Consider the following 20,144-nt stretch of genomic DNA (forward strand, 5'->3'; position numbering starts at 1 on the left):
AAAGGCCTCGCCATGCGGGCAAGAATCCCCCTCGTCCTGCTCCTGTTCACCAGCGCACTGGCCCTTCCGAGCCCCTCGGCCGCCGCCGCCACCAGCGGCTTCCGCGGGGTCAACTGGGCCGACCAGCGCGACAACTTCGTCGACGACACCCTGGTGCTCGGCGGCCTGAGCACCAGCGACAGCTACGCCACCACGCAGGCCAAGGCGAACGCGATCCTCACCGGCTTCCAGAACAACCTGGGCGCCAACACGGTCCGGATGCCGGTGAACCACCCGACGGTCGCCGGCTCCTACTGGGCGTCCTACACCGGCGCCATCGACGCGGCCGCGGCCAAGGGCATGAAGGTGATCCTCAGTTACTGGGAGGCCGCCAGCTCGCGCAACGGCACGGTGGACAACACCACCCAGTTCTGGTCGATGTGGCAGACCATCGTGGCCAGGTACTCGTCGAACGCCAACGTCTACTTCGAGCCGTTCAACGAGCCGTACGGCTACAGCGACACCGACTGGAAGAACCTCGCGGCCCAGTGGCTCGGCACCTTCCCCGGCGTCCCGCGCGGCCGGGTGATCATCAGCGGGGCCGGGTACAACCAGCGGCTCACCACGATCGGCGGCGACACCCGGTTCGACGGCACGCTGATCTCCCGGCACATCTACCAGTTCTTCGACGCCGGCCGGCACACCGAGGACGCCTGGCGGGAGTCACTGCGCACCAGCGTCGGCGCGTACGCGAACCGGGTCGTGATCACCGAATTCGGCGCGACGATGACCGACGGGCGCGACTACGACGCGCCGTCGACCACCAACGACATGATCGCGTTCATCCGCGGGGTGGCCGCCGAGGCGCGGGCCGAGGGGCTGGGCACGGTGTACTGGCCGGGTGTGCGGATCGCCGACCCGTATCGCCTGCAGGAGATCAACGGCAGCGGCACCGCGCTGACCCTGACCACCACCAACAACTCCGGCCGGGACCAACTGCGCTACTCGTGGGGGCTGGACGCCGGCGGCAACGTCCCGCTCACCCACTACCGGGTCACCAACCGCAACAGCGGCAAGGTGATGGACCTGGTCGGCTCGTCGACAGCGGACGGCGCCGAGGTGAAGCAGTACTCCTGGAACGGCGGCGCGAACCAGAAGTGGTCCTTCGAGGACCTCGGCAACGGGTACGTCCGGGTGGTCAACCAGTACAGCGGCAAGTGCCTGGACGTCGCCTCGGCGTCGACGGCCGACGGGGCCAACGTCATCCAGTACACCTGCGGTGGCGGCACCAACCAGCAGTGGTCGTGGGTCGCCTCCGGGAGCTACTACACGCTCGTCGCGCGGCACAGCGGCAAGTGCCTCGACGTGGCCGGCGCCGGCACCGCGGACGGCACCGACATCGGGCAGTACACCTGCAACGGCGGCACCAACCAGCAGTGGACCAGGAGCGCGGCATGAAAACGTTGCTCGCCCTGCTGCTGATGCTCGCCCCGGTCACCATCACCAACGGCACCCAGTTCGGCGGCGTGCACGCGCACGGCGGCGGGATGATCAAAGTGGGCGCGTACTACTACTGGTTCGGCGAGAACCGCAACGCCGACGACACGTTCGCCGCGGTCAGCGTCTACCGCTCCACCGACCTGCGAGACTGGGAGTTCCGCAACAACGTGCTGACCCGGTCCTCCGCGTCCGAGCTGGCCTCCGCCAAGATCGAGCGACCCAAGGTGATCTACAACGCGTCCACCGGGAAGTACGTGATGTGGATGCACAAGGAGAACGGGACCGACTACGGCGAGGCCCGCGCGGCGGTCGCGGTTTCCGACACGATCGACGGCGATTACGCGTACGCCGGCAGCTTCCGCCCGTTCGGCAGCTACATGTCGCGGGACCTCACGCTCTATCAGGAGGGTTCCGCGGCGTACATGATCTCGGCGGCGGACGAGAACCGGGACCTGATGATCTACCGGCTCACCCCCGACTACCTGAACGTGGCGTCTGTCGTCGGCAACTTCTGGAACGACGCGTCCCGGGAGGCGCCGGCCCTGTTCAAGCGGGGCGGCACGTACTTCATGCTGACCTCGGGGACGTCCGGCTGGAACCCCAACCAGGCCCGCTACGCCACCGCGCCGAGCATCGCCGGGCCGTGGACCGGCTGGACCGACGTGGGTGACCCGACGACCTATCACTCGCAGCCGGCGTACGTCCTGCAGCTGGGCAGCAGCTATCTCTACCTGGGCGACCGCTGGGCCGGGGCGTGGGGCGCGCCGGTCAACAGCTCCGAGTACGTCTGGCTGCCGATCACGTTCCCGAGCAGCACGTCGATGTCGCTGTCCTGGTCGCCGTCGATCACCGTGGACGCGGCGGCCGGCACGGTCACCGGCAGCGCGGTCACCTACTACCGGGTCACCAACCGGAGCACGTCGAAGGTGATGGACGTGTGGAACGCCTCGACGGCCGACAACGCCGAGGTGCGCACGTACGCCGCCAACAACGGCGCCAACCAGGAGTGGGACTTCCGGTCGACCGGCGGCGGCTACGTCAACGTGATCAACCGCAACAGCGGCAAGTGCCTGGACGTGGCCGCCGGCTCCACCGCCGACGGCGCCAACATCATCCAGTACACCTGCGGGGCCGGCGCCAACCAGCAGTGGCAGTGGGTCGCGGCTGGGGGCTACTACCAGCTCAAGGCCCGTCACTCCGGCAAGTGCCTGACCCTGGCCGCCGACGCTGTCGACCTCCAGCAGGCCACCTGCTCGTCGTCCGCCACCACCCAGCAGTGGTCCCGCTGAACTGTCCGTCCCCGGTCCGGCGGCCCCGCCGCCGGACCGGGTAGCCGGGTAGCCGGGTAGCCGGGTAGCCGGGTAGCCGGTGCGGCCGGCTCGGAGGCGCGGGTGTGACCAAGTCGTCGGGCGGCTCGTGCGCCGGAGTCCGTAGGCTCGGCAAGCGTGGATCTTGGGACGGCGGGCCTGCTGGTGGCCGGTGGCGTCGGGGCCGGGCTGACCGGATCGATGGCCGGGCTCGCCTCGCTGGTCAGCTATCCGGTGCTGCTCGCCGCCGGGCTCCCGCCGGTGGCGGCCAACATGACCAACACGGTGGCGCTGATGGCCAGCACGGTCGGCTCCGGTGTCGGCGCCCGCCGCGAGCTGCACGGGCAGGGCCGCCGGATCGCCGGGCTCAGCGGCATCGCCGTCGGGGGCGGGGTGGCCGGGGCGCTGCTGCTGCTCTGGACACCGTCCGAGGCGTTCGAACGGATCGTGCCCGGCCTGATCGTGCTCGGCGCGCTGGTCCTGCTGTTCCGCACCTCGGTCCGGGACTGGTACCTGCGTCCGGGCCGACGGCCGCCGCTCGGCCTCGCGGTGTTCCTGATCTCGGTCTACGGCGGCTACTTCGGAGCGGCCGCCGGCGTGCTGCTGCTGGCCGTGCTCGCGGTGGCCGTGACCGAGCCGTTCCCGGTGACCAACGCGGTGAAGAGCATGGTCCTCGGCGTGGCCAACCTGGTCGCCGCGATCCTGTACGCCCTGACCGGCCCGGTCCACTGGGCGGCCGCCGCCCTGCTCGCCGCCGGGTGCCTGATCGGCAGCTGGACCGGCCCGGCCCTGGTCCGCCGCACCCCGGAACGCCCGCTCCGGGTGGCGATCGCCCTGGCCGCGCTCGGCCTCGCCGCCTACCTCTGGAGCACCGCCGCCTGAACCGTCGCCAGGGCCGCCCCCCGGGGCGGTAGCGCCGGCATCAGTGCGCCTTCCCGGGCTGGCCGTCATGGTGGTGTCAGCGCCCCGCACACCACCGTCACGCCCAGCCCGAGCTTGCGGCTGGTGCTGGTGGTGGTGTCAGCGCCCCGGACACCACCGTGACGGCCAGCCCGAGCTTGCGGCTGGTGCTGGTGGTGGTGTCAGCGCCCCGGATGCCACCGTGACGGCCAGCCGGGGGTTGCGGCTGGTGCTGGTGGTGGTGTCAGCGCCCCGGATGCCACTGTCACGGCCAGCCGGGGGTTGCGGCTGGTGTTGGTGGTGGTGTCACGGGCCCGGAGACCACCGTCGTGAACAGCTGGGACTTCGAGCAGCGGACCTCGGTCAACGAGGTGAGGGCGCGAGACGATCCCCCCGGGGGACGCGACCACGCGGTGGAACGGACAGCGGATTTCTCGGTGACCACCCACGGACCGTGCAGGGAGCGGCGATCGCTTTGGACGCGCAGCGGCCAGATCGCCGCTCCCGGCCCGCGCGGGAGCATGCGATCCGTACCCCGGCAGACGCGCGAATATGAAGATCAGACGGGGGCGATGCCGAACACCTCGGTCAGGCCGGTGACCTCGATCGCCTGGCGGACCGGGGGAGAGGGGCGGGTCAGCACCATGGTGAGGCCCGCGGCGGCCGCGCTGTTGCGGACCCCGACCAGGGCGCCCAGCGAGTAGGAGTCGATGAAGGTCACCTCGGCCAGGTCCAGGCTCAGCTGCCGGCAGGGCGAGCCGGCGACCGCTTTCTCCAGGCTGTCCCGCAACTCGTCGGCGACGTCGACGTCCAGCTCCGGTGCCAGCAGTGTGGCGTGCAGCGTGGTGCCGTCAGCGCTGGTCCGGTACGACACGATCGCATCAGTCGTCATGCCGCCCCAAGCTACCCCGGTAATCGCCTCCGGACACATGATCGGCGCTGATCGTCGAGGCAGGGGTCGGTCAGGGCTGGTCCGGCTGACGGGGTTGCGGGACGCCGTTGCCGTTGGCGGGCGGGTCGACCGGGTCCGGGCGGCGCCAGATCTCGTGGCCGGAAGGCGTCCCGCCGGTGGCGGCGCCGTTGCCGTTGCCGGCCGGGACGTCGGCGGCGACCTCCAGGACGACCGGCTCCGGGACGTGGCGGGCGGGCAGCGCGACGGTGAGGCGGCCGTGGCCGCGGTGGGCGGCGAGGGCGGCGCGGTGGTAGCTCTCCACCTCGGCGAGGAACTGGTCGTCGGCGTAGACCGAGCCGTCGACCAGCGGGCCGGGGCGGCCCTCCAGGACCGCGACGACGTCCTCGCCGGTCAGCGTCTTGTGGGTTTCCAGGGCGTGCGCCAGGGCCAGCACCTGCCGCCGGTTCTCCTTGAGGATGGCGACCGCCCGCTCCAGCATCTCGCCGAGGCTGTCCTCGATCCGGTCGGCCAGGGCGCGCCGGGCGCTCAGGTCGTTCCTCTCGCCCTTGGGCGGGCCGCCGGGGGTGCCGGTGCCGAGGCGGGTGGAGGCGGCGTACGACGAGACCGTCGAGCCCATGCCCCAGACGCCCTCCATGTTGGTGGCCACCGCTGTCGCCTGCTCCAGGTCGCCGGAGACGCCGGAGGAGCTGTCGCCGTCGAAGAACATCCGCTCCCCGGCCAGCGACGCCAGCGACACCAGGATGTCCGACTCGTAGTGGCTGCGCCAGGTGGTGAACTGGTCCTCCGGCGGGATGCTGGCCACCATGCCGAGGTACCCGCTGCCCTTCTCGATGGTGGCGATGTCGATCTCCATGTGGTGCCGGGTCCGGTACGCCACCACCGCGTGACACGCCTCGTGCACCGCCACCGCGTGCCGCTCCCGCTCGATGTACTCGACGTTCTCCGCCGGGCCGAGCTCCTTGAGCTGCTTGGCCTTGATGATGTCGCGCCAGGTGATGGTGTCCCGGTCGTCGCGGATCGCGGTGATCAGCGCCTCGTTCACCATGTCCTTGATGGTCGCGCCGGTCGCGTACGGCGTGATCGTCGCCAGCTTGTCGATCTGCTCGTCGTCCAGCTCGTGCTTCACCTTGGCGAGGTAGCCCTGGTAGGTGCGCACCCGGCCGGCCTTGCTCGGGTAACCGACCTTGTAGATCCGGTCGATCCGGCCCGGCCGCAGCAGCGCCTCGTCGAGCGCCTCCGGCAGGTTGGTCGCCATCATCACCAGGATCCGGTACTTCGGCGGCGGCTTGGGGCGCATGCCGAGCGCGCGGCGGACGTGCCGGTTCACGAAGCCGCGCGGCTTCTTCAGCCCGGACAGCTCGGTGAGCAGGGCCTCCAGGGTGCCCATGCCGCCACCGCCGCCCATCCCGCCGCCGTACATCATCGCCTCCCGGGCCAGCTCCCAGCGGGACTGCTCGGACAGGTACGACATGCCGTTGCACCCGGTGTGGCGGAAGCTGCCGCGCGGGAAGCCGGGGCCGCCCTGCGCCAGCGCACCCCGGTTGCCCAGCGAGTCCGCCTCGTCGAAGAAGACGATCACGCCGCCGTAGCGGAGGGCGAGTTTGCGCAGCTTGCGGAAGAGTCCCTTGACCTTCAGCACGCCGACGCCGAAGAACATGTTGATGAACGCGCCCGGGTCGACGAACACGTACGGCCGGCCGGTCTCGCCGGCCACCGCCTCGGCCATCAGTGTCTTGCCGGTGCCGGGCGGCCCCCAGAGCAGGATGCCGCCGGGCACGTAACCGCCCTGCCCCTCGATCGCCTCCGGGCGTTCCAGGTAGACGATGTTCTCCTTGACCCGGTCGAGCACGTGGTCCTGGCCCCACACGTCGGTGAACCGGGTCTTCACGTCGTCCGGGTAGTAGACCTCGACGCCGCCCCGGGACAGGAACCAGAAGATCGCCGCGAACTGCCCGACCGCGATGAACATGATGAAGATGACCTGGATGAACATCGGCGCCGCCGACCACAGCAGGGCCGGGATCTGGAACAGCGCCATGGCCGGCGAGGTGTCCAGCGCCGAGGCCAGCACCAGCGCCACGATCGCCAGGAACAGCAGCCACTTGAAGACCCGGATCAGCCGGTACCGGGTCCAGTCGGAGAACATCCGGTGGGTGAGCCGCTCCACGCCGCCGAAGATGCCGTGCGTCCACATCCGGTGGTACCAGGAGACGTGCTCGCTGATCAGGTAGTGCAGCTGGCGCAGCACCTCGATGCCGGCCAGCACCAGGATGGTGAGGCCGGAGCCGCTGTGCAGCCGGGCGTACATCGCGTCCTGGAACGGCAGGATCGGGTTGTCCGCCATGTCGGTCCACACCAGCGCGAACCAGGCCACGGTGAAAAGCAGCAGGAACTTGATCCGGTCCCAGAACGGGAGCTTCTTGCGGGTGGTGCGCTCCCGCTCCCGCGGGCCCTCGTCCGGTGGGCGCAGGCCCTCGGTCTCGATCCGTGCCGGAGCCGTCATCACTTGCTCCTCACCGTGAAGGATGTGGCGATGGTGTCCAGTTGCTCGGTGCGCTCCCGGTAACAGCTCGTGGAGCACCTGATGAAGAGCAGGTAGAGCCGGTCGGCGGTGTTGTTGACCAGAGCGGTCAGGTCGAAGGTGTGCATCACCCCGGTGATCTCGTAGTTGTAGACCACCCGGACCCCGTGGGTGCCGTCGGACGGGGTGAGCACCTCGTCGCTGAGCAGTTCGAACCCGGTCAGCTGGGTGTTGGCCGCCTGCGCCTCGCGGGCGTCCTCGGTGACCGGCAGGAACATGTCGCGGAGCATGTCCAGCGACACCGCGTTCTGCTGCGGCTCGGTGAGCTGGGCGACCCGCGCGTAGACGATCGGCTCGTCGGTGACGTCGCTGGTGGTCAGGTGCACCGGGTCGGGGATCGCGGCGGCGTCGTAGGCGACCGACCACCACATCCGCTGCCGGATCGCCGAGGACGCCGAGTTCGGGTTCGACCCGGTCAGGTAGTCGTCGAGGTCACCGGTCGGGAGCTGGTGCCAGTCGTGCGGGACCTTGAAGTACGTCTTCTGCTCGGCATTCTTGACGTAGGTGTACTCCGGAGCCGCACATCCCACGGTGACCGCCGCGACGGTGATCACCGCCGCTCCCCAGTGGATCGCTCGCTTCAGCACTGGCAACACCGCCCTGAACGCACCGTCCGTGCTAGCAGTATCACCCCGAGTTGTTACGCGATGGTGCCCTCGTCTTCGTATTCGGGACCTTGTGTTTTCCCGGCTCACCCCATAAATCGTCCAATGTCCTTCAAATGACGTGGCACCGGCCGATGGGTGCCGGCCGGCGCTACGGTGGACCGGGTGGACAGGATGCCCAAACTGACCCCGGTGGAGTGGGCTCGGCGGGTCCGCGCCGAGCGTGACAACCGTCGCCAGGAGAGCGCCGACGCCCGGGCGCTGGCGCGACTCGACCGCCTCGGACCGGACTGGTTCCTGGTGGACCTGCCGCCCGGCCCGGGTTTCCTGGCGATCGGCCCCGGCGGTACCTACGCGGTGACGGTGGCCGACCACGGCCGCTCCCGGGTCCTGATCGTCGGCGACACCGTGCAGATCGGTGGCCGGCGTCCGCCGCACGTGATCGACGCCCGGCTGACCGCCCGCCGCACCGCCGAGGCGCTCTCCGCCGCCCTGGGGCGGGCCGTGCCGGTCACGCCGGTGCTCACGTTCATCGGGTCCGGGGTGATCAGCTTCCACGGCCTGCCCCGGGAGTGCCTGATCGCCACCGACCGGGAGCTGGACCGCCTGCTGCTGGCCGGCGGCGCCCGGCTCAGCCCGGCCACGGTCCGGAAGATCGCCGACCTGGCGGAGGAGCAGTCCCGGGCCTGGTCGGCCGGCCGCTGACGATCAGCGGCTGCTCACTCCGGCGCTGTCGGCCGGCCACGGATGATCAGCGGCTGCTCACTGCGGTGGCGGAGCCGTGGAGGCGCGGACGCGCAGCGACGGGCTGATCACCACCCGGTGCGCCGGGCGGTCCGGGTCGGCGAGCCGGTCGGCGACCAGGCGGACCGCGGCCCGGCCGATCGAGCGGCGCGGCGGGCGGACCGCGGTGAGGGCCGGGCTGAACAGGCCGGCCACCTCGTCGTCGTAGGCCACCACGGAGAGCTGCCCGGGCACCGCGATCCGGCGCTCCTCGCAGCGCTGCACCAGGGCGATCGCCTCCGGGTCGGCGTGCACCAGCAGCGCCGTCGTCCCGGTGGCCAGGCAGCGGTCCAGCACCTCGTCGAGGGCGGCCGCCGAGCCGGAGCTGCGCGCGTCCGGGATCTGCGCGTCGACGGTGCCGGCCACGTCCACCGCGCACTCGGCAGCGGCCTCCCGCCAGCCGCGATGCACGTGCGGGCGGGTCGGGCTGTTCGTCGCGAGGGCCACGCCGACCTTACGGTGGCCGAGTTCGACCAGGTGCCGGACGGCCATCGCGGCGCCCAGCGCGTGGTCGGTGACCACCGACTCCAGGGCCGTGTGGAACGGCCCGGTCGCCGCGGTGCGCTCCAGCAGCACCACCGGCAGCCCGGTGCCGGCCAGCCAGTCGACGGTGCGCCCGGCGGTCGGCACGTCCATCCGCGGCGCCACGATCAGCGCGTCGACGCCCTGGTCGACCAGCCGGAGCAGCTGCGGCTGATCATCCTCGGTCTTGTAGGACCCGCCGCGCAGCACGATCCGCATCTCGAGTTCGCGGGCCGCCTCCTCGGCGCCGCGGGCCACCGCCGGGTAGTAGTAGTCCAGCGACGGCACCAGCATCCCGAGCGCGGTGAGCTCCGGCTCGGCCGGCGCCGGTGGATCCTCCGCCGACGGCAGCGTCACCCCGCCGTGCACCCGCCGGACCAGGCCCTCCGCGGCCAGCTGGGCGATGTCGCGGCGGATCGTCACGGCGGCCGCGCCGAGCGTCGCGGTCAGGTCGGAGATCCGCAGCACGCCGTCCCGCCGCAACGCCTCCAGCAGCCGCGCCCGCCGGGTCTCCGGCAGCGGACCTCGCTTGTCCGATGTGTTCACCGCGGCTCCTTGACGGTCAGGTCGAGCGTACCGATCGGGCCGAGCCCGCTGACATCGATCTCCAGCCGGGTCAGCCGATCGCCCCACACGTCGCTGAGCAGCGGATCGTCCAGCTCCCGCACGCTGATCCCGCACGGTACCGGTGGGTTCCAGCTCAGCCGCAGCACACCCGCGCCGTCCAGCGCCCGCACCTCGGCGTGCCCGTCGCCCAGGCTGACCGCACCGGCCAGCACCAGGTGGATCCGGGTCGGCAGGTCCGCGCCCGGTGCCAGCTCCCACTGATCAGTGACGGTCACCGTGCCTTCGGCACGATCGAGGCGGGCGGTCCGGCGCCAGGTCCGCACGCCGGCTTCCGGATAGGCGTCGGCGAGATCCAGGACCAGCTTCGCGTACGCCGGTCCGGCGCCCGTGCCGACGTCCCGGGCCCGGCACTCCCGCCCCGGCGCCTGCTCACTGCCCCGGATCTCCGGGACGTTGTGCCAGGAGCTGCGCATCATCCACAGCTCGTAGCGCCGTGGCCCGAACGTCTGCCCGGTATACGTCGGCCGCCCCGGATCGACGAGCACCGGCACCCCGTTGAGGGCCACCACGAAGCTGCCCACGTCGTTGTGGTTGTGGTTCTCGTCGTTGTGCCCGCCCTTGACCGCGAGCGTCAGGCCGGCCGAGCTGCCGGCCGCCATCCGCGCGACGAGCACCTGCGTCGATGGCAGCCACACCTCCCGGGGCAGCCACGACTCACCGGCCGCCGGGGCGGTAGCCGCGGAGGAAGCGACCGCGGGCGGAGAGCCCGTGGAGGAAGGGGCCGCGGGGGAAGGGGCTGTGGAGGAACCGGTCGTGGGGGAAGGAGCCGCTGGGAGCGGGGCCGCCGGGGAAGGGGCCGCCTCGGCGGGCGACGCCGCGAGCCACTCGGGATCGGTCAGGGCTCGCAGCAGCCGGCCCAGCCCGTCGCTCTCGTGCGCCACCGGCGTGCCCGGCCGCCGCCGCGCCGCGGCGTGCGCGAGCGCCGCCGGGTCACCGGCCCGCCGGGCGTCCCGGTGCAGCGCCTGCCACGGCTGGTCGCCGGTGGGGCGGGCCGGGCAGTCGGCGAAGTTCACGTACCAGGGGCCGCCCAGGTGCATCCGGTGCGGGAACGCCACCGTCTCGCGCAGCACCGGGACCGGCGTGGCGCTGAGCACCCCGGCCGAGGCGTACGCCAGCACGTCCAGGGCTTCGAGCAGCCGGCCCGCCCCGTTCCACCAGTACGCGTAGCCCTCGTCGATCGCGCCGTCCGGGGGCAGCGCCGCCACGAACCTGTCGATCCCCTCGATCACGAGCCGGACCAGCTCGTCCCGCCGCTCGCCGGCCTCGACCAGTTGCAGCGCCGCCACCAGCACGTTCCCGTGGATCCACGGGTTCCAGTTGTGCACGTCACCGTCGATCCCGAGCCACTGCCAGTCCCGCCGCCGCTCGAACGGCAGCAGCACCCGGCGCTCCACCTCCCACCGGATTCGCGCGCGCACGCCCGCCGCCCGCTCGTCCAGTGGCGCACCGAGCAGGTGGTCGATCCACGCCAGGTCGGCGGCCACCTCGCCGGCGCCGAGATCGAGACAGGGATCGGTGACCGTCGGCACCACGGCGCCGTGCCGCTCGAACGTGTCGTCGTGCGCCGGCCAGCACCAGCTGCTCTGCTCGCACCACAGGGTCACCCCGTCGGCCACCTCGTCCAGCCAGCGCTCGTCGAGGGTGACGGCGGCCAGCACCGCGGCCCGGCCGACCCGCTCGTGCCGGGCCCAGACGACCTGCTCGTAACCGTCCCGGTCGCCGTCCCGGAAGAACCTGGCGTAACCGCTGGCCAGCGGCACCGGCCAGGGGGACCGGAGGTCGCCGGCGGCGCGGGAGCGCAGGGCGGCCAGCGTCGCGGCGTCCGGGGCGGCCCAGGTCGCGCGGTCGGTGGCCGGTGGCACCGGCAGGCAGCGGCCGGGCGGGCGCAGCAGACCCGGCCGGACGGCTGGCCACGCCTGCGCCAGGGGCCCGGTGAACGGGCTCATCGCACCACCCCCGTCGATGATCGATCGTGATCGTATCAGATCACTTCGGCGACCATGGATGCCTGCGTGACGACCTCCTCTGGCGTTTGTTGCAGCAAAACACCAGGTAGGTAAGGCGGATCGCTTCTGAGCGCATCAGTTCGTGGAAGACATTGACATGCGCGATTATGAGCGTTTAACGTCCTCGCAACCGAGCCGTCCGCTCCATTCCGGAGAGTGCCGCGTGCCTGAGGATCCGCGAACACCCGCCCCGCCCGGCCCCGATTGGACCCGGGATCAGTGGCTGCGTCTGGCCGACCGGATGCTCGCCGCGGCCCGCCGGCACGGGTCGCCCGGCCACGCCCGGATCACCTTCCCCGGTGCGCCGGGCGGTTACGGCCGGGACGTGGACGGCCTGGAGGGTTTCGCCAGGACGTTCCTGATGGCCGGATTCCGGATCGCCGGCGCTCGCGGCGAGGGTGTCGACGAGCTGCTCGACTGGTATGCGAAGGGGCTGGCCACCGGTAGCGACCCGGATTCGCCGGAACGCTGGGTGCGGCTCACCGAGCACCCCCAGGCCAAGGTCGAGGCGGCGAGCATCGCGCTGATCCTGGACCTGACCCGCCCCTGGCTGTGGGACCGCCTGGACCCGGCGGTGCGGGAGCGGATCGTCGACTACCTGGCACCGGCCGTCGGCGACGACACGTACCCGCGGATCAACTGGGTCTGGTTCCGGATCGTGGTGCAGACGTTCCTGCGCTCGGCCGGTGGCCCGTGGTCGGCCGGTGACATCGCCGCCGACCTGGCCGCGCACGACTCGTTCCGGCGAGCCGACGGCTGGCTGTCCGACGGGGAACGACGCGGCTTCGACCACTACACCGGGTGGGCGCTGCACCTGTACCCGATCCTGTGGACCCGGATGAGCGGCGCGGCGGACCTGGACGGCGGGCGCCGCGAGCGGTGGGAGAGCGACCTCGACAGGTACCTGCGGGACGCGGTCGCGCTGGTCGGCGCGGACGGGTCGCCGGTGCTGCAGGGGCGCAGCCTGATCTACCGGTTCGCGGCGGCCGCCCCGTTCTGGGCCGGCGCGGTCGCCGAGGTGCCGTCGGTGCCGCTCGGGCAGCTGCGGCACGCGGCCGACCGGGTGGTGCGGCACTTCGTCGACCGGGGCGCGCCGGACGCGGAGGGGCTGCTCACCATGGGCTGGCACGGGACGTGGCGGAGGCTCGCGCAGTCGTACTCCGGGCCCGGGTCGCCGTACTGGGCGAGCAAGGGGTTGCTCGGGATCGCGCTGCCCGCGGACCATCCGGTGTGGACCGCGCCGAGCGTGCCGCTGCCGGTCGAGCAGGGTGACTTCGTCCGGGCGGTGGCGGCCCCGGCCTGGATCATCTCCGGTACCAGGGCCGACGGGATCGTCCGGGTGGTCAACCACGGGACGGATCACGGGTTCGAGGGACGGGGCGGGGCGGACTCGCCGCTGTACGCCCGGCTCGGCTATTCGACGGCGACCGCGCCGGTGCTCGACGAGGCGGGCTGGTCCCGGCCCGAGGACCAGTCGGTGGTCCTCGTCGACCGGGACGGGAACACCACTCATCGCAGCGGGATGCGGGCTCTGGGCGTACCCCCGATCGGGTCTGTCGGCCCGATCCACTGGGTGCGGATCGCGGACAGCGGCCCGGACCACGGATCCGGCCGGGCCGGAACCCTCCGCCCGGCCGCGCGCCTCACTGTCCTCTCGCTGGTCCGCGGCGTCTACGAGGTGCGGCTGGCGAAGGTCGACGAGGTCCGCGACGACCCGGCGACGCTGCGGCTGCGGATCGGCGGCTGGCCGGTCACCGGCGACCGGCTGGTCTCCCACCTGTCCGCGCTCGTGCCGGCCGGCGGCGTGCCGGGCACCACCACGCACGACGACGCGGGACCGCTCGGCAGCCCGGTCCGGGTGCCCTGGATCGACCATCCGGTCCGGCCGGGCGCCTGGACCGCCACGCTCGTCGCGCTCACCACCGCGCTGCCCGACGCGCCGCACTGCTCCGTCGAGATCGCCGACGGCGTGCGGGTGACCTGGCCGGACGGCGTCACCACGCGGCATCACCTCGATCTGACCAAGGAGCAGTGATGAAACGCTCAACAGCCGCCGTCCTCGGCGCCGCCACGGCACTCGCACTCGCGCTGACCGGCTGCTCGTCCGGCGACGACTCGGGCGGGGACGGCACGGACACGCTCACGCTGGCCGGCTGGAGCCTGGCCACCACGCCAGAGTTCAAGGCGCTCGCCGACGGGTTCCACGCCGCGCACCCGGACATCACCGTCGAGCTCAAGGAGTACGACCCGAAGAACTACGACACCCAGATGATCGCCGACCTGGCGGCCGGCAAGGCACCGGACATCTACGTGCAGAAGACGCTGAAGAACTTCTACACCTACCAGAACGGCAAACAGCTGCTCGACGTCTCGGACGTCGCGGCCGGGCTCGGCCCGGATACCAACGGGCTGGCGTCGTACCAGGTCGAAGGCAAGACGTACGCGATCCCGTACCGGCAGGACTCGTGGGTCATCTACTACAACAAGGCGCTGTTCGACCAGGCCAGGGTGAAGTACCCGGACGGGTCGTGGACCTGGGACGACTACGCCGCGGCCGGTCGGCGGCTGACCGCCGGGCTGGAGACCGCCGGGTCCCAGGCGCTCGGCGTCTACCAGCACGTGTGGCAGTCGACGCTGCAGGGATTCGCCCTCGCGCAGACCCCCGGCGCCGACCTGAGCAGCGGCGACTTCGGTTACCTGAAGCCCTACTACACTCGGGCCGTCGACCTGCAGAAGGCCGGCGCGCAGGTCTCGCTGGGCGACGCGACCACCAACAACCTGACCTATCAGGCGCAGTTCGGCAAGCAGCGGGCGGCCATGATGACCATGGGCACCTGGTACATCGCGACTCTGCTCAGCCAGCAGAAGAGCGGTGACGCGGACCGGTTCGAGTGGGGCATCGCCCCGGCGCCGCAGCGCGACAAGTCGACCACCGGCACCTCGGCCACGCCGGTCACCTTCGCCGACCCGACCGGCATGGGCATCAACCCCAAGATCAATAAAGACAAGATCGAAACCGCGAAGAAGTTCCTCGCGTACGCCGGGAGCGCCGACGCCGCGAAAGCGCTCGCGGGCATCGGCATCACGCCGGCGAACACCGACGCGGCGGCGGACACCATCTTCGCGGTGCCCGGCGTGCCCACCGACGCGGTGTCCAAGTTCGCGTTCACCAAGCACGAGACCAGGCCGGAGAACCCGGTCGGCAAGTACACCGCCCCGCTGCAGAACATCCTCAACGACCTGCACACCGCGGTGATGTCCGGCTCCACGGACATCGACACCGCGATCGCCGAGGCGCAGGACCGGGCCAGGAACGAGGTGCTGAACAAGTGACAGTCGCGGGCACGTCCGGCGTGCGCCGCCGGTCGGGCCGCAACACGCTGCTCGGCTGGAGTTTTCTGCTGCCGAACTTTCTCGGCTTCGCGGTGCTCACCATGGTGCCGGTGGTCCTGCTCTTCTACTACGCGTTCACCACCTGGGACATCTTCGGCGGCGCGGAGTGGACCGGCCTGGACAACGCCCGGCAGCTGGTGCACGACGCCGGCTTCTGGACCGCGATGCGGAACACCCTCTACTACACGGCCTTCCACATCCCGCTCACCCTGGTCGTGTCGCTGGGCCTGGCGCTGCTGCTGAACCGGCGGCTGCGGGGCGTGGCGTTCTTCCGGACCGTGGCGTTCTTCCCGTACATCGCCTCCATCGTGGCCGTCGCCCAGGTCTGGAACATGCTGTTCAGCCCGGGGTACGGGCCGATCGACGCGGTGCTGCGGGCGGTCGGCGTGGACAACCCGCCGGGCTGGACCACCTCGGCGGACTGGTCGATGCCGGCGGTGATCCTGGTCGGCACCTGGCGGGAGATGGGTTACTTCATGCTGATCTTCCTGGCCGGGCTGCAGACCGTGCCGGGTGAGCTCTACGAGGCGGCCCGGGTGGACGGCGCCGGTGCCTGGCAGCGGCTGCGTGCGGTCACCCTGCCCGGCCTGCGCCCGACCATGTTCTTCGTGGTGGTGCTGCTGACCGTGAACAGCTTCAAGGTCCTCGACCTGATCCTGGTGATGACCAACGGCGGCCCCGGCCAGTCCACCCTGGTGCTGGCCCAGTACGTCTACCGCAAGGGCTTCGAGGAGAACCAGTTCGGCTACGCGTCGGCGGTGTCGATGGTGCTCTTCCTGCTCTGTTTCCTGGTCACCGTCGTGCAGTTCGTGGTGAACCGGCGGAGGGAGGCCTGACATGAGTCTGTTGCTCGATGCCACACCGGCGGTGACCCCGCGGCCGGCGCAGCGGCGGCGCCGTCGTTCCTCGATCGGCCGCTGGGCCGGTTATCTGCTGCTGGCGGTCGCCTCGGTGGCGGTGCTGCTGCCGTTCTACTGGATGGTGGTCTCCTCGCTGAAGACCAACAACGAGGTGTTCACCCTGCCGGTCCGGTGGCTGCCCGCGCGTCCGCAGTGGCAGCACTACCTGGACATCTGGACCCGGTCGGAGATGACCACCTGGCTCGGTAACACCGTGCTGCTCTCGGTGGTGGTCACCCTGCTGCAGGTGTTCACCGGCAGCTTCGCCGCGTACGGCTTCGCCAAGATCCGGTTCCCGGGGCGGGACCTGCTGTTCCTGGCGTACCTCGGCACGCTCGCCGTCCCGTGGCAGTCGTACATGATCCCGCAGTTCGTGCTGCTGTCGAAGCTGCACCTGACCGACACCCGGTGGTCGATCATCGCGATCCAGGCGTTCGGTGCGCTCGGCGTCTTCCTGATGAAGCAGTTCTACGAGTCGGTACCGGACGAGCTGATCGACGCGGCCCGGATCGACGGGATGAGCGAGTTCGGCATCTACCGCCGGATCATGCTGCCGCTGTCCACCCCGGCGCTGGCCAGCCTCGCACTGATCACCCTGGTCAACACGTGGAACGACTTCCTCGGGCCGCTGCTGTACCTGCGCTCCAGCAACCTGTGGACGATCCAGCTCGGGCTACGCACCTTCATCAGCCAGTACAACGCCGAGTACGCCTTGATCATGACCGGCTCGGTGCTCTCCGTGCTGCCGATCGTGGTGGTCTTCCTGCTCGGCCAGCGGTACTTCGTCGAGGGCATCGCGACCACGGGGCTGAAGGGATGAGCCGGGCCGACCGCCTCGGGACCCTGTTCGACCTGGCCTACCTCGCCCTGATGACGAACCTGCTGCTGGCCGTGGCGGTGCTACCGGCCCTGCTCAGCCCGTGGCTGCTGGGCCTCGCGGCACCGGCGGTGTGCGCGGCGTTCGCCGTCTTCGGCGGGCATCCGGGGCCGGTGGTACGCACGTTCGTCAGGGCCTGGCTGGCCTCGTGCCGCCGGGCGCTGCCGCTCGGCGCCCTGGCCACCGGCGCCGTGGTGGTGCTCGCCGTGGACATCCGGGCGGCCTGGCGGCACCCGGCCGGCGCGGTGCTGATCCCGGTCCTCGCCGTGCTGATCGCGCTGGTGCTGGCCGGCACGCTGCTCGCGCTGGCCGCGCTCGCCGAACGACCCGCGGCCCGGTTGCGCGACGTGCTGCGGATCAGCGGTTACCTCGCCGTCCGGCGCTGGTACCTGACGCTGCCGTCGCTCGCGGTGCTCGCCCTGTTCGAGATGTTCCTCGTGGCGAAGCCGGTGCTGGCACTCGGCCTCGCCGCGAGCCCGCTGCTGTACCTGGTCTGGGCGAACAGCCGGTGGACGCTGGCGCCCGTTCTCGCACCCCAGGAAAGGACCTCATGACGGCGATCGACGTGACCGCCGCCGCGGTGACCGCGGCACTGTCCATCATCGACGGCAACCTGCGGGAGTTCGGTGACGCGTATCCGGCCGACACCACCCGGCACGACAGGTATCCGATGCGGGCCGGGAACGTGGGCTGGACGACCAGTTTCTGGCCGGGGATGCTCTGGCTGGCGTACGACCTGACCGGCGCCGAGAAGTATCGGGAGGCGGCGAGCGGGCATGTCGGCAGCTTCGCGGCACGGGTCGCCGGGCGGGTCGACGTGGACACCCACGATCTTGGTTTTCTCTATACGTTGTCGTGCGTGACGGCGTTCCGGCGTACCGGGAATCAGGCAGCGAAGCGGGCGGCGCTGGCGGCGGCCGACCACCTGATGTCTCGCGTCCTGGAGCCGGCCGGGATCATCCAGGCGTGGGGTGACCTGCGGGATCCCGCGCAGCGGGGCCGGACCATCATCGACAGCCTGATGAACACGCCGCTGCTGTTCTGGGCGTCCGAGCAGACCGGCGAGCACCGGTACGCGCAGGCGGCCTGGCGGCACGCGGCCCAGCTGCGGGACCACATCCTGCGCCCGGACGGGAGCACGTACCACACGTTCTACTGGGATCCGGCCGGCGGTTCGCCATTGCGCGGGGAGACCGAGCAGGGGCACGCCGACGACTCGTGCTGGGCACGGGGGCAGGCGTGGGGCATCTACGGATTCCTGCTGAACCATCAGCACACCGGGGACGCGTCGTTCCTGGAGGCCGCCCGGCGGTGCGCCGACTACTTCCTCGCGCACCTGCCCGACGACGGCGTGCCGTACTGGGACCTGTCGCTGGCCGGCGTCGAACGGGACTCGTCGGCGGCCGCGATAGCGGTGTGCGGGCTGGCGCAACTCGGCGCGCACGACGCCGCCGGGCGCATCCTCGGCTCGCTGATCAGCGATTACCCGAGCCCCGGCAACGCGCTGCTGCGGCACGGCGTCTACGACAAACCCAAGGGTGTCGGTGTCGACGAGGGCACGCTCTGGGGTGACTACTTCTACCTGGAAGCCCTCGTCCGCGCCACCCGTCCCGGCTGGACCCATCCCTGGTGAAGGAGCTGTCAATGGACTACCGCTACCACTGCTACATCCCGGCCGCGAACGGGCTCAACGAACTACCCTTCAACCCGTGCTCGCTGCTCGGCTTCCGGCTGCTCCGGCTGGAGGCGGGGGAGTCCTGGTCGGGGGAGTCCGGCGACCGCGAGATGCTGGCCGTGATCCTCAGCGGCAAGGCCACCTTCACCGTCGGCGCCGCCACGTTCGCCGAGGTGGGCGGCCGGCCGAACGTGTTCTCCGGCAAGCCGCACTCGGTCTACGTCCCGGCCGGCATCTCGGTGACCGTGACGGCCTGCGGGCCGGTGGAGATCGCCCTGCCCAGCGCGCCGTCGGACCTGGCCGTGGACCCCTACGTGATCGGGCCCGAGCGGGTGGCGGCCGGTCGATGGGGAGCCGCGAACTTCGGGCGGACCTACCACCAGATCCTCACCGAGATCGCCCAGCCGGACCTGCCGGCGCGGCGGCTGATCGTCGGGGAGACGTTCACGCCGAGCGGGAACTGGAGCACCTATCCGCCGCACCGGCACAAGGTCGACAACCTGCCGGCCGAGGCGGCGCACGAGGAGATGTACTACTTCAAGGTGCAGCCGAGCGACGGGTTCGGGATCTGCCGGATGTACACCGACGAGGGGTACGAGGAGAACTTCACGGTCCGCGACCATGGGGTGCACATGATGCCGGAGGGGTACCACACGGTGGTCAGCGCGCCCGGGTACGTCACCTACTACCTGTGGTTCCTGGCGGGGACACAGCGGACCCAGGGTGCTCTGGAGGACGCCGACCTGTCGTGGGTGGGCAGGTCCGTGCCGATGCTGCGGGATCTGGGGCACTGATGGTCCTGGACGCGTTCCGGCTGGACGGGAAGGTCGCGCTGGTCACCGGAGGGAATCGGGGGATCGGGCAGGCGGTCGCGGGTGCCCTGGCGGCGGCCGGCGCGACGGTGGCGGTGCTGGCCCGCAGCCGGCCGGTCGATGAGCCGCCTGGCACGTCCGCACCCTCGGGTCGAGCCGCCCCTCTGTGGATTGAAGCGGATCTGGCCTCGTTCCCCGCGGCGGCCGTGATCGACCAGGTGGTCGACTCGCTCGGGCGGATCGACATCCTGGTCAACAACGCGGGGATCATCCGCCGGGCGGACGCCGTGGACACCACCGCCGAGGACTGGGCCGACGTGCTCCGCGTCGATCTCGACGCGGTGTTCCGGCTGTCCCAGGCCGCCGGCCGGGTGATGCTGGCGCGGGGCCGCGGCTCGATCATCAACATCGCGTCGCTGCTGTCGTTCCAGGGTGGCATCCGGGTCCCGGCCTACGCCGCGGCCAAGCACGGCGTCGTCGGGCTCACCAAGGCCCTGGCCAACGAGTGGGCGGCGGGCGGGGTGAACGTCAACGCGATCGCGCCCGGCTACATCGCCACCGACAACACCGCGGCGCTGCGCGCCGACGAACAGCGCAACGCCGCGATCCTGGACCGCATCCCGGCCGGCCGCTGGGGCACCCCTGACGACCTGACGGGCGCTGCGATCTTCCTGGCCTCGGACGCCGCGCGTTATGTGCACGGTGCCGTCATTCCGGTCGACGGGGGGTGGTTGGCCCGCTGAGTCAGTCGCGCGTTATGTGCAC

At 71.2% G+C, this 20,144-nt stretch carries 17 protein-coding genes; 12 read left to right on the forward strand and 5 right to left on the reverse strand.

Annotation, left to right across the window (positions count from 1 at the left end; genetic code table 11):
• Positions 1 to 12 precede the first annotated feature (12 nt).
• From Actob_RS10595 to Actob_RS10605, 3 genes are all read left to right on the forward strand, one after another.
• Positions 13 to 1,437, forward strand: a complete 1,425-nt coding sequence (locus Actob_RS10595; protein WP_284919900.1) for an RICIN domain-containing protein — start codon at positions 13 to 15, stop codon at positions 1,435 to 1,437.
• Positions 1,434 to 2,768 (forward strand): RICIN domain-containing protein, encoded by a 1,335-nt coding sequence (locus Actob_RS10600; protein ID WP_284919901.1) that lies wholly within the window; start codon positions 1,434 to 1,436, stop codon positions 2,766 to 2,768. Before Actob_RS10595 ends, Actob_RS10600 begins: the two co-directional genes overlap by 4 nt.
• 156 nt (positions 2,769 to 2,924) lie before the next feature.
• Complete coding sequence (locus Actob_RS10605) at positions 2,925 to 3,668, forward strand: sulfite exporter TauE/SafE family protein (RefSeq protein ID WP_284919902.1); 744 nt, start codon at positions 2,925 to 2,927, stop codon at positions 3,666 to 3,668.
• A 577-nt stretch (positions 3,669 to 4,245) separates the two neighbouring features.
• On the opposite strand, the gene Actob_RS10610 is transcribed toward Actob_RS10605, so the two are convergent.
• From Actob_RS10610 to Actob_RS10620, 3 genes are all read right to left on the reverse strand, one after another.
• A complete protein-coding gene (locus Actob_RS10610) occupies positions 4,246 to 4,578 on the reverse strand; it encodes an STAS domain-containing protein (protein ID WP_284919903.1) in 333 nt (110 codons plus the stop codon).
• A 70-nt stretch (positions 4,579 to 4,648) separates the two neighbouring features.
• Positions 4,649 to 7,102 carry an AAA family ATPase gene (locus Actob_RS10615; protein WP_284919904.1) on the reverse strand — a complete coding sequence of 818 codons (2,454 nt, stop codon included), beginning with the start codon at positions 7,100 to 7,102 and terminating at the stop codon, positions 4,649 to 4,651.
• A complete protein-coding gene (locus Actob_RS10620) occupies positions 7,102 to 7,767 on the reverse strand; it encodes a DcrB/PsbP domain-containing protein (protein WP_284919905.1) in 666 nt (221 codons plus the stop codon). Before Actob_RS10620 ends, Actob_RS10615 begins: the two co-directional genes overlap by 1 nt.
• Before the next feature lie 192 nt (positions 7,768 to 7,959).
• Here Actob_RS10620 and Actob_RS10625 point away from each other — a divergent pair, with 192 nt between their 5' ends.
• Complete coding sequence (locus Actob_RS10625; protein WP_284922289.1) at positions 7,960 to 8,490, forward strand: hypothetical protein; 531 nt, start codon at positions 7,960 to 7,962, stop codon at positions 8,488 to 8,490.
• Positions 8,491 to 8,547: 57 nt separating this feature from the next.
• On the opposite strand, the gene Actob_RS10630 is transcribed toward Actob_RS10625, so the two are convergent.
• Positions 8,548 to 9,636, reverse strand: a complete 1,089-nt coding sequence (locus Actob_RS10630) for a substrate-binding domain-containing protein (RefSeq protein WP_284919906.1) — start codon at positions 9,634 to 9,636, stop codon at positions 8,548 to 8,550.
• Entirely contained in the window at positions 9,633 to 11,663 is a 2,031-nt protein-coding gene (locus Actob_RS10635; protein WP_284919907.1) for a heparinase II/III domain-containing protein, read from the reverse strand. Before Actob_RS10635 ends, Actob_RS10630 begins: the two co-directional genes overlap by 4 nt.
• A gap of 223 nt (positions 11,664 to 11,886) precedes the next feature.
• On the opposite strand from Actob_RS10635, the gene Actob_RS10640 reads away from it, so the two are divergent.
• From Actob_RS10640 to kduD, 8 genes are read left to right on the forward strand one after another with little or no spacing between them, the layout of a single operon-like run.
• Positions 11,887 to 13,758, forward strand: a complete 1,872-nt coding sequence (locus tag Actob_RS10640; protein WP_284919908.1) for a DUF2264 domain-containing protein — start codon at positions 11,887 to 11,889, stop codon at positions 13,756 to 13,758.
• The gene (locus Actob_RS10645) at positions 13,758 to 15,056 is read left to right on the forward strand and encodes an extracellular solute-binding protein (RefSeq protein ID WP_284919909.1); all 1,299 of its coding nucleotides are present in this window, start codon (positions 13,758 to 13,760) and stop codon (positions 15,054 to 15,056) included. The genes Actob_RS10640 and Actob_RS10645 overlap by 1 nt, the downstream gene beginning before the upstream one ends.
• Positions 15,053 to 15,952: a carbohydrate ABC transporter permease gene (locus Actob_RS10650; protein WP_284919910.1), complete on the forward strand. Its 900-nt coding sequence runs from the start codon at positions 15,053 to 15,055 to the stop codon at positions 15,950 to 15,952. The genes Actob_RS10645 and Actob_RS10650 overlap by 4 nt, the downstream gene beginning before the upstream one ends.
• Position 15,953: 1 nt before the next feature.
• Entirely contained in the window at positions 15,954 to 16,835 is an 882-nt protein-coding gene (locus Actob_RS10655) for a carbohydrate ABC transporter permease (RefSeq protein ID WP_284919911.1), read from the forward strand.
• Positions 16,832 to 17,446 carry a hypothetical protein gene (locus tag Actob_RS10660; RefSeq protein WP_284919912.1) on the forward strand — a complete coding sequence of 205 codons (615 nt, stop codon included), beginning with the start codon at positions 16,832 to 16,834 and terminating at the stop codon, positions 17,444 to 17,446. Before Actob_RS10655 ends, Actob_RS10660 begins: the two co-directional genes overlap by 4 nt.
• Entirely contained in the window at positions 17,443 to 18,525 is a 1,083-nt protein-coding gene (locus tag Actob_RS10665) for a glycoside hydrolase family 88 protein (protein WP_284919913.1), read from the forward strand. The genes Actob_RS10660 and Actob_RS10665 overlap by 4 nt, the downstream gene beginning before the upstream one ends.
• Before the next feature lie 11 nt (positions 18,526 to 18,536).
• The gene (iolB, locus tag Actob_RS10670) at positions 18,537 to 19,361 is read left to right on the forward strand and encodes a 5-deoxy-glucuronate isomerase (RefSeq protein WP_284919914.1); all 825 of its coding nucleotides are present in this window, start codon (positions 18,537 to 18,539) and stop codon (positions 19,359 to 19,361) included.
• Complete coding sequence (gene kduD / locus Actob_RS10675) at positions 19,361 to 20,122, forward strand: 2-dehydro-3-deoxy-D-gluconate 5-dehydrogenase KduD (protein ID WP_284919915.1); 762 nt, start codon at positions 19,361 to 19,363, stop codon at positions 20,120 to 20,122. Before iolB ends, kduD begins: the two co-directional genes overlap by 1 nt.
• The last annotated feature ends 22 nt before the right edge of the window (positions 20,123 to 20,144 follow it).

The sequence above is a fragment of the Actinoplanes oblitus genome, from assembly GCF_030252345.1.
GTDB classification, from domain to species: Bacteria; Actinomycetota; Actinomycetes; order Mycobacteriales; family Micromonosporaceae; genus Actinoplanes; species Actinoplanes oblitus.

Coding starts and splice junctions, on each gene's coding strand:
- Actob_RS10595 (WP_284919900.1), top strand. CDS start 13: ATGCGGGCAAGAATCCCCCTCGTCCTGCTCCTGTTCACCAGCGCACTG.
- Actob_RS10600 (WP_284919901.1), top strand. CDS start 1,434: ATGAAAACGTTGCTCGCCCTGCTGCTGATGCTCGCCCCGGTCACCATC.
- Actob_RS10610 (WP_284919903.1), bottom strand. CDS start 4,578: ATGACGACTGATGCGATCGTGTCGTACCGGACCAGCGCTGACGGCACC.
- Actob_RS10615 (WP_284919904.1), bottom strand. CDS start 7,102: ATGACGGCTCCGGCACGGATCGAGACCGAGGGCCTGCGCCCACCGGAC.
- Actob_RS10625 (WP_284922289.1), top strand. CDS start 7,960: ATGCCCAAACTGACCCCGGTGGAGTGGGCTCGGCGGGTCCGCGCCGAG.
- Actob_RS10635 (WP_284919907.1), bottom strand. CDS start 11,663: ATGAGCCCGTTCACCGGGCCCCTGGCGCAGGCGTGGCCAGCCGTCCGG.
- Actob_RS10645 (WP_284919909.1), top strand. CDS start 13,758: ATGAAACGCTCAACAGCCGCCGTCCTCGGCGCCGCCACGGCACTCGCA.
- Actob_RS10655 (WP_284919911.1), top strand. CDS start 15,954: ATGAGTCTGTTGCTCGATGCCACACCGGCGGTGACCCCGCGGCCGGCG.
- Actob_RS10660 (WP_284919912.1), top strand. CDS start 16,832: ATGAGCCGGGCCGACCGCCTCGGGACCCTGTTCGACCTGGCCTACCTC.
- Actob_RS10665 (WP_284919913.1), top strand. CDS start 17,443: ATGACGGCGATCGACGTGACCGCCGCCGCGGTGACCGCGGCACTGTCC.
- iolB (WP_284919914.1), top strand. CDS start 18,537: ATGGACTACCGCTACCACTGCTACATCCCGGCCGCGAACGGGCTCAAC.
- kduD (WP_284919915.1), top strand. CDS start 19,361: ATGGTCCTGGACGCGTTCCGGCTGGACGGGAAGGTCGCGCTGGTCACC.